General features: G+C 40.6%; 14 protein-coding genes and 3 pseudogenes. 10 read left to right on the forward strand and 7 right to left on the reverse strand.

Annotation, left to right across the window (positions count from 1 at the left end):
• Positions 1-24: 24 nt before the first annotated feature.
• The 3 genes from ABID27_RS01645 to ABID27_RS01655 are packed head-to-tail and all read right to left on the reverse strand — an operon-like array spanning position 25 to position 1,887.
• A complete protein-coding gene (locus tag ABID27_RS01645; RefSeq protein WP_354279780.1) occupies positions 25-840 on the reverse strand; it encodes a TIGR03943 family putative permease subunit in 816 nt (271 codons plus the stop codon).
• A gap of 1 nt (position 841) precedes the next feature.
• A complete protein-coding gene (locus ABID27_RS01650; RefSeq protein ID WP_354279781.1) occupies positions 842-1,744 on the reverse strand; it encodes a permease in 903 nt (300 codons plus the stop codon).
• The gene (locus ABID27_RS01655) at positions 1,744-1,887 is read right to left on the reverse strand and encodes an SPJ_0845 family protein (protein ID WP_253362977.1); all 144 of its coding nucleotides are present in this window, start codon (positions 1,885-1,887) and stop codon (positions 1,744-1,746) included. The genes ABID27_RS01650 and ABID27_RS01655 overlap by 1 nt, the downstream gene beginning before the upstream one ends.
• 111 nt (positions 1,888-1,998) lie before the next feature.
• Between ABID27_RS01655 and ligA the strand changes: the two genes are divergently transcribed.
• Entirely contained in the window at positions 1,999-3,957 is a 1,959-nt protein-coding gene (ligA, locus tag ABID27_RS01660; RefSeq protein ID WP_354279782.1) for an NAD-dependent DNA ligase LigA, read from the forward strand.
• Positions 3,958-3,966: 9 nt separating this feature from the next.
• The gene (locus ABID27_RS01665) at positions 3,967-5,007 is read left to right on the forward strand and encodes a diacylglycerol kinase family lipid kinase (protein WP_354279784.1); all 1,041 of its coding nucleotides are present in this window, start codon (positions 3,967-3,969) and stop codon (positions 5,005-5,007) included.
• Positions 5,008-5,017: 10 nt separating this feature from the next.
• On the opposite strand, the pseudogene ABID27_RS10215 reads toward ABID27_RS01665, so the two are convergent.
• From ABID27_RS10215 to ABID27_RS01680, 4 genes and pseudogenes are all read right to left on the reverse strand, one after another.
• A pseudogene (locus tag ABID27_RS10215) lies at positions 5,018-5,120 on the reverse strand (transposase); the annotation flags it as partial.
• A 43-nt stretch (positions 5,121-5,163) separates the two neighbouring features.
• Positions 5,164-5,478: pseudogene (locus ABID27_RS01670) on the reverse strand (IS3 family transposase); the annotation flags it as partial.
• 9 nt (positions 5,479-5,487) lie between these two features.
• A pseudogene (locus ABID27_RS01675) lies at positions 5,488-5,607 on the reverse strand (helix-turn-helix domain-containing protein); the annotation flags it as partial.
• A gap of 166 nt (positions 5,608-5,773) precedes the next feature.
• Positions 5,774-6,808, reverse strand: coding sequence for a YeiH family protein (locus ABID27_RS01680; RefSeq protein ID WP_354279786.1), 1,035 nt, complete (start codon positions 6,806-6,808; stop codon positions 5,774-5,776).
• Positions 6,809-6,912: 104 nt separating this feature from the next.
• Between ABID27_RS01680 and ABID27_RS01685 the strand changes: the two genes are divergently transcribed.
• The 8 genes from ABID27_RS01685 to atpD all read left to right on the forward strand — a co-directional run bounded on the left by ABID27_RS01685 (position 6,913) and on the right by atpD (position 13,820).
• On the forward strand, positions 6,913-7,788 hold the full coding sequence (locus ABID27_RS01685; RefSeq protein WP_354279787.1) for a LysR substrate-binding domain-containing protein: 876 nt from the start codon (positions 6,913-6,915) through the stop codon (positions 7,786-7,788).
• Between the two features lie 69 nt (positions 7,789-7,857).
• Positions 7,858-8,061, forward strand: a complete 204-nt coding sequence (locus tag ABID27_RS01690) for a F0F1 ATP synthase subunit C (protein ID WP_222348028.1) — start codon at positions 7,858-7,860, stop codon at positions 8,059-8,061.
• A 32-nt stretch (positions 8,062-8,093) separates the two neighbouring features.
• Complete coding sequence (gene atpB, locus ABID27_RS01695; RefSeq protein ID WP_253362983.1) at positions 8,094-8,804, forward strand: F0F1 ATP synthase subunit A; 711 nt, start codon at positions 8,094-8,096, stop codon at positions 8,802-8,804.
• A gap of 21 nt (positions 8,805-8,825) precedes the next feature.
• Positions 8,826-9,329 (forward strand): F0F1 ATP synthase subunit B, encoded by a 504-nt coding sequence (atpF, locus tag ABID27_RS01700; protein ID WP_354279788.1) that lies wholly within the window; start codon positions 8,826-8,828, stop codon positions 9,327-9,329.
• Positions 9,329-9,862 carry a F0F1 ATP synthase subunit delta gene (locus ABID27_RS01705; protein ID WP_253362987.1) on the forward strand — a complete coding sequence of 178 codons (534 nt, stop codon included), beginning with the start codon at positions 9,329-9,331 and terminating at the stop codon, positions 9,860-9,862. The genes atpF and ABID27_RS01705 overlap by 1 nt, the downstream gene beginning before the upstream one ends.
• 20 nt (positions 9,863-9,882) lie before the next feature.
• Positions 9,883-11,388, forward strand: a complete 1,506-nt coding sequence (gene atpA / locus ABID27_RS01710) for a F0F1 ATP synthase subunit alpha (RefSeq protein WP_354279790.1) — start codon at positions 9,883-9,885, stop codon at positions 11,386-11,388.
• A gap of 13 nt (positions 11,389-11,401) precedes the next feature.
• On the forward strand, positions 11,402-12,280 hold the full coding sequence (locus ABID27_RS01715) for a F0F1 ATP synthase subunit gamma (RefSeq protein WP_253362991.1): 879 nt from the start codon (positions 11,402-11,404) through the stop codon (positions 12,278-12,280).
• Positions 12,281-12,413: 133 nt separating this feature from the next.
• A complete protein-coding gene (gene atpD, locus ABID27_RS01720; RefSeq protein WP_354279792.1) occupies positions 12,414-13,820 on the forward strand; it encodes a F0F1 ATP synthase subunit beta in 1,407 nt (468 codons plus the stop codon).
• Positions 13,821-13,828: the final 8 nt, after the last annotated feature.

Here is a 13,828-nt window from a genome sequence, read left to right on the forward strand (position 1 = left end):
AATTCACTTATATTTCGTTTTTTCTTAGAAAACACGGTAAACATAGGGATTCTTTGGCGTTTGAATTTCTTGAATGCTCTGCAATTCAAGACTAGGAAGAGATTGTTTGAGAGATTTGTGGTAGGTTAGTGTGAGTTTTCCGCTGGCTTTGACCCAGGTATTGTCTGCAAATTTTTGCTGGTCACCTGTTGTCAACAAACCATAGACACCCGAGTCGGCAATACAGTGGATGATACCAAAGCGGAAGAGAAATTGCTGATTGGCATTGTCGGGGTCGTTATAGACAAATCCTGTCAGTTCAATCGTTTTTCCGACAAATTCTTCAGGATAATCATAAATAACTTCCATCACAGCCATGTAATTCTCTTGCGTAATGACGATTTTGTCTTCTTTGATAAATTGATCGGCTACAGCTCGCATTTCCTTGGTGTAGGCCGCTTTTGTGAAGTAAGAAGAAGTGTCCGGTTTGAGGTACTGCACAGAGGTTCCCTCTTGCTGTTGCGTTCCTGCATCTACCCCCGCAGCGAGTGGGAAATGGTAGCCCTTGGCTGCCACAGTTGCAGAGTCTAGATTGACAGTCGGGAAGGTCCAGGCAATCAAGAGCGGCAGGGTTAGCAAGGTGATACTTGCGAATTTGGCTGATTTTTTGGTCAGATGGCTATGCGTTTCCAAGTCTTTCATCCAAACGACCAGTTGGACTATGGCCAAAACAAAGGCTAAAATCATGGACAGAAAGGCTAGGTAAGAGTAGTGCAGATTGATGTACTGGTCTAATTTTCCAGAGATGTAGAGGTACATTGTCATCTCAAAGTAGCCCGCTAAAATGAGGAATCGTGTCATTCTATAAGCCTCCAATCACTAAGCTATATCCTAAAATAACGATAGAAATAATAGCCATAAATTCGATAATAAAGCGATTGTTGAAGTAGTGCTTCATCATAAGGAGATTTTTAATATCAATCATAGGCCCGATAACTAAAAAGGCCATAACAGGAGCGAGCCCAAAACTTGCTAGAAAAGAAGCACCGATGAAAGCATCAGCCTCTGAACAAAGTGACAATAGAAATGCCATCAGCATCATGACAAGAATAGCAGAAACAGGACTGTGGCCAAGATTTGTCAATAAGCGAGTTGGGACATAGACCTGCACCAGACTGGCAAAGAGGCAACCAAATACTAAATAGCGCCCTGTATCAAAAAATTCGTCGATAGCATGAACGAGAGTGTAGCCAACTTTTTTCCAACTTTTGTGGTGGTGATGCTGGTGGGTTCCTTCTACTTCAATGTCCTTCTTCAGAATAGAAGAAGTGTCTAGAAATCCTAGAAAAATTCCTAAAACCATAGCGACAATCACAGAACCCAAGGCACGAAAGAGGGCAAAGCGAATAGAATTTCCAAAGGCTGTAAAGGTTGAAAACAGTACGATGGGATTGATAACGGGAGCAGTCGCTAGGAAAGGGACTGCCGTGTAAGTAGGGACTTTTTTCTCCAGAAATCGGTGCACGATCGGGACGATACCGCATTCGCAAGACGGAAAGAAAAAGCCGATAAAGGTCCCAAATAAGATGCGCAGAAACTTATTTTTAGGAAGATAACGGTGGACCACGTCAGGCGAAATATAGACTTCGATAAAGCCTGAAATAATGGCCCCAATAAGCACAAAAGGCAGAGCCTCAATCATAATGGATAGAAAAATAGCTCCTGCCTGCAATAAACTAGTTGGTAATTGATGAAAAATAGCCATTATTTTTTATCTTCTTTGTTGTTAGTTACGCTTTTGTCTCTTGATTTAGGATCAGGAAATTCAACTTCTTCCAATAAGTCAAATGATGCAAATTGTTCCAGCATTTTTTCTAAATCGTCTTGTTTTTTAAATGTAACAGCCATGACGGCACCTCCTTTTTATTTTCTATATTATACCCTTTCTTAGAAAAAAATTCACGAGGAAAGTCAGCTTTGTAGTAAGGTAAACTTAAGAAACCGTGGTATAATAAGTATATGAAAAATCGAATGAATGAACTTGTTGAACGATTAAATCGTTATGCCAAAGAGTACTATGAATTAGACCGACCGAGTATTTCCGATGCCGAGTACGACCAACTCTACCGTGAGCTGGTTGCCCTAGAAGAAGCGCAGCCAGATGCTGTTTTGCCCAATAGCCCGACTCATCGTGTCGGCGGGAAGATTTTATCAGGTTTTGAAAAATACCAACATGAGTATCCTCTTTTTAGCTTGCAGGATGCTTTTTCACGTGAAGAGTTGGAAAGTTTTGACGCGCGTGTCCGAAAGGAATTTCCACAAGCAACCTATATTTGTGAGTTGAAAATCGATGGCTTGTCCATTTCTTTGACCTATGAAAATGGGCACTTAGTTGTTGGAGCAACTCGGGGTGATGGCTCTGTTGGAGAAAATATCACTGAAAATTTAAAGCGGGTACAAGGCATTCCCTTGACGCTAACCCGCCCTGAAACCATTACTGTTCGTGGAGAGTGTTATATGCCACGTGCTTCATTTGCTCGGGTCAATCAGCAACGTCAAGAAGCGGGAGAAAGCGAGTTTGCAAACCCACGAAATGCAGCAGCTGGGACGCTGCGCCAGTTGGATACTGGAGTTGTAGCCAGTCGTGGATTGGCTACATTCCTGTATCAGGTGGCTAGCCCGACTACAACGGACAGCCAGTCACATGTCTTGCAGCATTTGGATGACTTGGGCTTTGTGACCAATCATGAATACCATTTTGCCCAGAGCATGGATGATGTGTGGAACTTTATTGAAAAAATCGCTGCCATGCGAGAGGAACTCCCTTACGATATCGATGGAGTGGTGATTAAGGTCAATGACTTGGCCATGCAGGAAGAACTAGGTTTCACAGTCAAGGCGCCACGCTGGGCAGTTGCCTATAAATTTCCAGCAGAAGAAAAGCAGGCAGAGATTTTGTCGGTTGACTGGACAGTAGGACGTACGGGGGTTGTGACACCAACGGCTAATCTTAGTCCGGTTCAGCTGGCTGGGACAACCGTGAGCCGTGCTACCCTGCACAATGTGGACTATATTGCTGAAAAAGATATTCGTATCGGAGACACGGTTATTGTCTATAAGGCAGGAGATATTATTCCAGCGGTTTTACGTGTGGTTCAGGACAAGCGTACAGACCAAGAGGTAATGGAAATTCCGCAGTTCTGCCCGTCTTGTGGTAGCCAGCTTCTGCATTACGAAGACGAAGTGGCTTTGCGTTGCATCAATCCAATCTGTTCTGCACAAATTATGAGTCGTTTGGAACATTTTGCCAGTCGAGATGCTATGAACATTGCTGGTTTGGGGACTTCGATTGTTGAGAAACTGTTTACAGCTGGATTGGTCAAAGATGTTGCGGATATTTACCGATTGGAAGAAGCGGATTTGCTGACGGTTGAAGGTTTCCAAAAAAAATCAGCCGAGAAACTCTACCAGGCGATTCAAACATCCAAGGGAAATTCCGCAGAACGGCTCTTGTTTGGCTTGGGAATCCGCCATGTGGGCAGTAAGGCTAGCAAGATTTTGTTGGAAAAATTCAGCAATTTAGAAAATCTGGCTCAAGCAGAGATGGATGAGATTGCAAGCATAGATGGTTTGGGACAAGTCATTGCCAAGTCCTTGACGACCTTCTTCTCATCAGCAGGTGCCCAGCAATTGCTTGTGGAATTGAAAGAGGCGGAAGTAAACTTGGCCTATCTTGGTCAGGTGGCAGTAGAAGGTACTATTTTATCAGGGAAAACGGTGGTTTTAACAGGTAAATTGGAACGCCTTAAACGAAGTGATGCTAAGGCTAAGTTAGAAAGTTTAGGTGCAAATGTCGCAGGCTCTGTATCGAAAAAAACAGATATTGTCGTAGCTGGGACAGATGCGGGTAGCAAATTAACCAAGGCACAAGAATTAGGAATCGAAATCCAAGATGAAGCATGGTTAGAAAGTTTGTAAGGAAGACACATGAAGCATAGAAAAAGAGCAAGATTGATTTATAATCCAACATCTGGTCAAGAAATCATGAAAAAAAATGTGGCGGAAGTTTTGGATATTCTAGAAGGATTTGGCTACGAAACCTCTGCCTTTCAGACGACGCCAGAAAAAGACTCGGCTAAAAATGAAGCGACACGTGCAGCCAAAGCGGGTTTTGACCTGATTATTGCTGCTGGTGGGGATGGCACCATCAACGAAGTGGTTAACGGGATTGCATCCTTGGAAAAACGACCGAAAATGGCTATTATTCCAACTGGGACAACCAATGACTACGCTCGTGCCTTGAAAGTTCCTCGAGGAAATCCAGTTGAAGCTGCCCGGATGATTGGAAAAAATCAGACCGTCTTGATGGATATCGGACATGCCAGAACTATGAAAAATCATCAGGCTTTTGAGAATTACTTCATCAACATCGCAGCAGCGGGAACTTTGACAGAATTGACCTATAGTGTGCCCAGCCAGTTGAAAACCATGTTTGGCTACCTCGCCTATGTAGTAAAGGGAGCAGAGCTCTTGCCTCGTGTACAATTTACTCCAGTTCGTATTACACATGACAAGGGTGTGTTTGAAGGGAAGACTTCAATGATTTTTGCGGCCTTGACCAATTCGATTGGAGGCTTTGAGCAAATTGTCCCAGATGCCAAGTTAGATGATGGACTATTTACCCTTATCATCGTGAAAACGGGCAATCTCTTTGAAATCTTACATCTGATTCGTTTGGTCTTAGACGGTGGGAAACACGTTGATAGTGATAAGATTGAGTATCTCAAAACCAAGAAGCTACAAATCGAATCTCTGGATGATCAGAATCGCTTAATGCTGAACTTGGATGGTGAGTATGGTGGAGATGCTCCAGTTGAACTCGTCAACCTACGGAACCATATCGAATTCTTTGCAGATACGGATAAGGTTTCAGATGATGCGATTACGATTGACACGATGGATAAAAATATTGAAGATATGGCTAGACATTTTGTAGAAGAAATTTCGCAAATTGAGGATGCTATATAATAGGTAGAGAACGAGCTAATGCGGAATGAGAAATACCGTAATCTTTACAGGGGATTCCCTGTTTGGTAGAGATTGACGAGAGATTGTTTAAACTCTTCGTCATAGCGTTTAAAACATCCTTTTGTTTGGGTGTCTTTTGAGCCGGATTATAGCATATGCTGTCTTGTGCCAACCAACAGATGAGCCAACGATTTCGCGATTAAAGAGATCAATAATGAAACAAACATAAGCCCAACGCTACCAATACGCACATAGGTCAAGTCTGTCACAATAGCTTCCAGTGGCCTTTGTTGGTGAAAATGTCTCGCCAAGTGATTTGGGATTGGATCCTCATTTTTCCCTCTAGCATGAGGTTTGAAGCTAGCTTTCTGATAGAGGGAATTCAATTTTAATTTCTTCATGATCCGACGAATGGCGACGTTGAGATAGTCTGAAGCCTTTCGTTTCGAGCCTTTTCTTGATTTTTCTAGTTCAATTTATCCTCCCACTACTGGACGGATGACGATTTAATAACTTAGCAATTTGAGTTAGGTTTAACCTTTGCGTATAATAAATCAGAATACTTTCTCGTTCTTCTATAGTAAAATGGTGGTAGCTCATAAGTTTTCCTCTTTACTAGAATTTCTTATGAGTTTTTATTGTGCATTTATATTGTATATTCAAGACTAAAAAAACCCAACTGAATTTAATCAATCAGGTCAGATATTTTATTTAAATAGTTACAAAAATGGATAGGATTATACAAAAGGGTTACACTTCTCTTTTATTATCGAATATTAAATACAAAAATTAATAGAACAGAAATACCTATTTGGAATAAACCGATGAGTACCATGTAAATTAGGAAACGAGGTCCTTCGTGTAAAAACTTTTTAAAATCTAAGCGTAAACCAATAGCTGCCAATGCTGTAATTTCAAACCAACCAGAGATCAGTTTAGAAGTTGAACCGATAGCATCTGGTAATGATACACAACTATTTATTAAACAAAAGGCTAAAAAGACTAAGATATACCATGGAATACTTTTTAATTTTGATTTTTTAGCGGAATCAGTAGTAGCAAAAGTAGTATCTACATCAGATTTTTTTAGCATCCATTTTTCAAATACGAATACGACAACAACTAAGAAGAGGATCCGTGTAATTTTGAATAACATTGCATATTGAGTCACTGTTTCGTTGATCAAACTAGCGGATGCAACAACTTGTCCAACAGACTGTAATATACCACCAGTAAAGGCACTGTTGGCTAAATCTGTAAAGCCGAATACTTTCACTCCTAATAAAGGAATAACAAACATTAAAATAGTACCTAATAAATTGATTAAAACGATGGACTGTCCTTTATCTTTATTGTTTTCACTGTCCTCCTCGTCACAAATTGCTGGAGCGATTGCCCCAATGGCAGATGATCCACATACCGCGTTTCCTCCGGCAATCATTAAAACTATTTCGTCCTTAAATCCTAATTTTTTTCCTAAAAAGACCGTGAATAAAATAATGCTTGTCATTATAATCACTACATAAATTAATCCAGCCAAACCAAGACGAGCGATGGTTTGGAATGTAACAGTTAAACCAAGTAAAGCAACTGAATATTCCAATAACTGGCTTTCCGAAAATTTTGTTCCTTTGTTTAAACTTTTTTTCCGACAAATTGTATTACCTAAGATAATACCGATACAGATGGCAAGACTAGCTGCCCCGATACTCGGGATGAAATTTGCCAAATATTTGGCAAGTACTGCAATAACGACTGATAAAATCAGTCCAGGTAAGATATGTTTATTTATTGTTTTCATATTATTCCTCCGTTACTGCTCATTATTATATCATATCATTTTTATATTTATTATTAAGTGTTATAATAATAAATATAAAATTTTTAATAATAAAGGAGAGACAATTGCTACGATTATTAAAAACTTTTAAAACAGTCTATGAAGTGAAAAATTTTTCACAGACCGCAGATATTCTATTCATTTCTCAATCTACAGTTTCTGTTCAAATTAAGCGATTGGAAACGGAGTTAAATACGTCGTTATTTATTCGAAATGGACGGCAAAATATTATTCCAACGCTTCAAGCAGATTTATTGTATCAAACTTGTATTCATATTTTGCAAGACTGGGAAGAAGTTTGCCTACAGATTCAAGATAACACTAAATATGTGCAGCAGTGTCGTATAGCTGTTTCACATACTTTTGCAACAGAACTTTTACCGCAGCTATTACCAGAGTTATACAAAAACTTTCCAAGTATATCTTTCTCTGTTGACGTTATGAATTCTCAAGATGTTTTTGAGAATATCAAAAATAAAAATATTCAGTTGGGACTTATCGAAAAGCCCTTATCTGATACAAGTGTGCGCCGTCATAATTTAATCACTGATCAATTAGTGATTGCTGGTGATGTGAAGAATGGGCCATGGTTAATTCGCGAAGTTGATTCTGGTTTACGTTTTTACACTGCTCAATATTTAGATGAAGAAGATATTCAACTTCCTCGATTAGAAATCGGGAGTAATCAGGTCATTCTAGCACTTATTCGAAATGGTTTTGGTTGTTCAATTGTATCTGAAAGTTTGTGCGGTGGTTTGCCGTTTCGTTCACTTGGTAAGAATTATCAACGCTCATTTTATTTATTAGAAAGCAAACAAACGAACGATATAACGATATCATTCGTTCAATTTATCAAAAAATGGTTTGCTGATTATGAAGTGAATAGAATGGATGCAAAATTATTGAGTGATGAACTGAAAAGGCAACACTTTTCACTCTAACTTTTCTTGACAAACGTCATTTTTAGGAGTATGCTAACTAGGTATTAAATTTTAAAGGAGAATTTCAAAATGGATTTGTCTGCATTGGCATTAGGTATGGCTACATTAGGCGTAAGTATCGGTGAAGGTTTGTTGGTTTCTGCATATTTGAACTCAACAGCTCGTCAACCAGAATTGCAAAGCAAATTACTGACAGGGGTATTCCTCGGAGTAGCCTTTATCGAAGGTACATTCTTTGTTACCTTGGGTATGACCTTCTTGTTCCGTGGCTAATAACGGATAGTTAAAAGAAGGGGGAAACTTCAATGGAAGAGAGTGTAAATCCTACCCTTGACCTTGGACCAGTAAGTTTTGATCTAACACTTGTGTTAGTATCAGCTGTTACGATTGTAACAATCTTTTTCTTGGTATTTTGGGCGAGTCGCAACATGCAACTCAAGCCTAAGGGCAAGCAAAATGTGTTGGAATTCTTTTATGAATTGGCTATCAACTTCACGAAGGGAAATCTTGGTGAGACAGAAGCAAAACACTATAGCTTGTTCTTCTTTACCTTATTAACATTCCTCTTGGTTGCAAATAACCTGGGTCTGATGACAAAAATTGAGATCAACGGATACAATCTTTGGACATCACCAACAGCCAATATGGCTTATGACTTTGGTTTGGCATTTATGGCAGTGATTTTCTGTCATATTGAAGGAATTCGACGCCAGGGATTTCTTGGGTATTTGAAAGGTTTTGTAACGCCAGCCGCTATGACACCAATGAACATCTTAGAAGAGGTAACCAATACAGCTTCTTTGGCATTGCGTCTTTACGGTAATATTTTTGCAGGGGAAGTACTTGTTTCTCTCTTGTTGCAAATGGCGAATTATAAACCTTATGCTTATCCAATCGCCTTGTTGTTAAATATTATTTGGACAGCATTTTCTGCATTTATTTCTTGCTTGCAAGCATATGTGTATGTGATGTTGGTTTCCATGTATTTGGACAAGAAAATTTCAGGCGGGAATTAAGAGGAAAGGAAAAGATAATTCATGTTTACAGTATTGAATACAACAGCTGCTGTGCTTGGTAACTTTATCTTAGTAACTGCGTCATTCTTGATTCTGTTAGTGTTGATCCGTGGCTTTGCTTGGGATGCCATTACTGGAATCTTTGAAAAGCGTGCGGAAACAATCGCTAACGACTTGGATGAGGCAGCTGATAAAAATCAAGCAGCAGAAGAATTAGTGAAACAACGCGAAAAAGAATTAACAGAAGGCCGAGTTGAAGCAAAACGCATTGTAGAAGATGCGATTGAACGTGGGAAAATCGAGAAAAAACACTTGGTAGAACAAGCAAATCTTGAAGTGACGACGTTGAAAGAAAAAGCTCAATTGGAAATTGCTGCTGAGCAACGTGAAGCACAAGAAACGCTCCGCGTACAAGTTGCTCAATTGGCAGTTGATTTGGCTGGGAAAATTATTCTTGAAGATCTCGGGGAGAAAGCACATAGCGATTTAATTGACCGTTATATTGATAAATTGGGAGACAAATAATGGCAGCAAGAGAAGATGCATTCGTGCAAAAAATTGCTCAGACATTTGTTGAACAGGTTTATGACCGAGAAGATATTTGGCACATTTATGATGAAGTAGAGCATATTCTTGACATCATTAAGGAAACTCATTTAGGTCGGATTTTGAATTCAGCCACCGTTTCTTTGGAAGATAAAGAAGAATTTTTACGGACTCTTCGTCAGTCAGAATATCGTTTTGTCAACGACTTGGTAGAAGCGGTCATTCAAAATGGCCAAGCTGGTTTGCTAAAAGAAATTCTGGAGACAGTTTTATTCAAAATTAGCAAACACAAAAATGCTTTCGACGCTGTCGTGACATCGGTTCAACCCTTGACGGATGAGCAGAAAGAACGCATTGCTACCTTGACGGAAAAACGTTTTGATATCCGGGTACGTAATGTCGTCGAACATATTGATCGAGAAATACTTGGTGGCTTCATTGTCAATATTAACCACCATGTTATTGACGCTAGTGTCCGTTCACAATTGAAAGACATTAGAAAGAAACTGTAGAAATAGAAAGTGGTGTTCTTTTGGTGATTAATGCACAAGAAATAAGCGCTTTACTAAAAAAACAAATTGAAGATTATCAGCCTGACTTCGATTATACCGAAACAGGCGTTGTAACCTATATTGGTGACGGGATTGCTCGTGTCCATGGTCTTGATAATGCCATGAGTGGTGAGCTTCTTGTATTTGAAAATGGCACAATTGGGATGGCTCAAAACTTGGAGACATCAGATGTAGGGATTATCATCCTTGGCGAATTTACAGATATTCGGGAAGGTTCCATTGTTCGCCGTACTGGTAAAATCATGGAAGTACCTGTTGGTCCTGCATTGATTGGTCGTGTTGTTGACCCGCTTGGACAGCCAGTTGATGGCTTGGGTGAAGTTCGGACTACCAAAACACGTCCGATTGAAGCACCTGCACCTGGTGTTATGCAACGGAAATCTGTTAACCAGCCTTTGCAAACAGGTTTGAAGGCGATTGATGCCTTGGTACCAATCGGTCGCGGTCAGCGTGAGTTGATTATCGGTGACCGTCAAACAGGTAAAACATCTGTGGCCATTGATGCGATTCTGAACCAAAAAGACCAAGATATGATCTGTATCTATGTGGCTATCGGTCAGAAAGAATCAACTGTCCGCACACAGGTTGAAACCTTGCGTCAATATGGTGCCTTGGATTATACCATCGTTGTAACAGCCTCAGCATCTCAACCTTCACCATTGCTCTTCTTGGCGCCATATGCAGGTGTTGCCATGGCCGAAGAGTTCATGTATGAAGGCAAACATGTCTTGATTGTTTATGATGATTTGTCAAAACAAGCGGTAGCCTACCGTGAATTATCTCTCTTGCTTCGTCGTCCACCAGGTCGTGAAGCCTACCCAGGGGATGTATTCTATCTTCATAGCCGTCTCTTGGAACGTTCTGCGAAAGTTTCAGATGAGTTGGGTGGTGGTTCCATCACAGCCTTGCCATTTATTGAAACACAAGCTGGAGATATCTCAGCCTACATTGCAACCAACGTTATCTCTATCACTGATGGACAAATCTTCTTGAAAGATGACTTGTTCAACTCAGGGATTCGTCCAGCCATTGATGCGGGTTCATCTGTATCTCGTGTAGGTGGAGCGGCGCAAATCAAGGCCATGAAGAAAGTTGCGGGTACACTTCGTATCGACTTGGCTTCCTTCCGTGAATTAGAAGCCTTTACACAATTTGGTTCAGATTTGGATGCAGCAACGCAAGCAAAATTGAACCGTGGACGTCGTACGGTAGAAGTACTTAAACAGCCACTTCACAAACCATTACCAGTTGAAAAACAAGTGTTGATTCTGTATGCTTTGACTCATGGCTTCCTTGACTCAGTACCATTAGCAGATGTATTATCATTTGAGCAAGAATTGTATGCTTACTTTGATATGCATCACAATGATTTATTGGATACAATTCGAGTGACAAAAGACTTGCCTGAAGAAAGTTTGTTGGATGTTGCTATCCAAGAATTCAAAGACCAGTCTATTTTCAAATAAGGGAGTGTGAGGAATGGCAGGTTCTCTAAACGAAATTAAAAATAAAATTGCATCGACAAAGAAAACCAGTCAAATCACAGGTGCTATGCAGATGGTTTCTGCAGCTAAATTAGCAAAATCTGAACAGGCGGCTAAGTCGTTTCAGATTTACGCTGACAAGGTACGGAATATCACAACAGATTTACTTCGTGCCGAATTGATGAAGGGTTCAACCAATCCCATGTTGATTCGCCGTGAGGAGATTAAGAAGACAGGCTATATCGTCATCACTTCTGATAGCGGACTGAAAGGTGCCTATAATTCAACGATTCTAAAAGCTGTGATGGGAATGATTGAACAGGATCACACAAGCAAGGATGAATTTGAAATTATTGCTATTGGTGGGATGGGAGCGGACTTCTTTAAAAATCGTGGCATGACTCCGATTTTTGAATTGCGTGGTATTGCTGACAATCCAAACTTTGAAGAAGTACAAAAAATCATCTACAAGTCTGTTGAGATGTACAAGAACGAGATTTTTGACGAGCTTTACGTGTGTTACAATCACCATGTCAATAGCTTGACTAGTCAAGTTCGTGTCCAACAGATGTTGCCGATTGAAGATTTGGACCACAATGAAGTAGACGGCTACACTGCCAGCTTTGAGTTGGAGCCAAGCCGTAGTGCGATTTTGGATCAATTATTACCACAGTATGCCGAGTCCATGATTTACGGTGCACTTCTTGATGCAAAAACAGCTGAAAGTGCGGCTGGTATGACAGCCATGCAAACAGCAACGGACAATGCAAAAAATGTTATTTCTGATTTAACCATTCAGTATAACCGAGCTCGTCAAGCAGCCATTACCCAAGAAATTACGGAAATTGTTGCGGGAGCTTCAGCATTAGATTAAAAAATGACAAGCTATCAAGAAAGCTAGATAGTTTAGTAGAAATTGAATTCGAGCTAAAAGTTTGAGAAGATGGAAGCCTAGCTTTGATCTTCAGTCGCTTTGGACGCTCTCATATCTTATGAAGGGAGAATAGATGAGTTCAGGCAAAATTACTCAGGTAGTTGGACCAGTCGTTGACGTTGCATTTGCAGCAGAAGACAAGTTACCTGAGATTAACAATGCACTTGTCGTTTACAAAAACGATGAATCAAAACAAAAAGTCGTTCTTGAAGTTGCCCTAGAACTTGGTGATGGTGTCGTACGAACTATCGCTATGGAATCAACGGATGGATTGACTCGTGGAATGGAAGTATTGGACACAGGTCGTCCTATCTCCGTTCCAGTGGGAAAAGAAACATTGGGTCGTGTATTCAACGTTTTAGGTGATACCATTGACTTGGAAGAGCCATTTGCTGAAGAAGCAGAGCGTCAACCAATTCATAAAAAAGCACCAACATTTGACGAATTGTCAACTTCAACTGATATTTTGGAAACAGGTATCAAGGTTATCGACTTGCTTGCCCCTTATTTGAAAGGTGGTAAGGTTGGTCTTTTCGGTGGTGCCGGTGTTGGTAAAACCGTCTTGATTCAAGAATTGATTCATAATATCGCACAAGAACACGGTGGTATCTCTGTCTTTACCGGTGTTGGGGAACGTACTCGTGAAGGGAATGACCTTTACTGGGAAATGAAGGAATCAGGCGTTATTGAAAAAACAGCCATGGTATTTGGTCAGATGAATGAACCACCAGGAGCACGTATGCGTGTTGCCCTTACTGGTTTGACAATCGCTGAATATTTCCGTGATGTAGAAGGTCAAGACGTACTTCTCTTCATCGATAATATCTTCCGTTTCACCCAAGCAGGTTCTGAAGTATCAGCCCTTCTTGGACGGATGCCATCAGCTGTTGGTTACCAACCAACCTTGGCAACTGAAATGGGTCAATTGCAAGAACGGATTACCTCAACTAAAAAAGGTTCTGTTACCTCAATCCAAGCCATCTACGTGCCAGCCGATGACTATACTGACCCTGCGCCAGCAACAGCCTTCGCTCACTTGGATTCAACAACCAACTTGGAACGTAAGTTGACGCAGCTTGGTATTTATCCAGCGGTGGATCCTCTTGCTTCAAGCTCACGTGCCTTGGCACCAGAGATTGTTGGTGAGGAACACTATGCTGTTGCCATGGAAGTAAAACGCGTTCTTCAACGTTACCAAGAGTTGCAAGATATCATTGCTATCCTTGGTATGGATGAACTGTCTGATGATGAAAAGACTTTGGTTGGACGTGCACGTCGTATCCAATTCTTCTTGTCACAAAACTTCAACGTTGCGGAAACCTTTACGGGTCAACCAGGTTCATACGTACCAGTTGCGGAAACCATTCGTGGTTTCAAGGAAATCCTTGATGGTAAACACGATACCGTTCCAGAAGATGCCTTCCGTATGGTAGGCGGTATTGAGGATGTACTTGAAAAAGCTTCTAAGATGAAGTTTTAGAGGTGTGA

It is taken from the genome of Streptococcus gallinaceus, assembly GCF_040545695.1.
GTDB lineage: Bacteria > Bacillota > Bacilli > Lactobacillales > Streptococcaceae > Streptococcus > Streptococcus gallinaceus.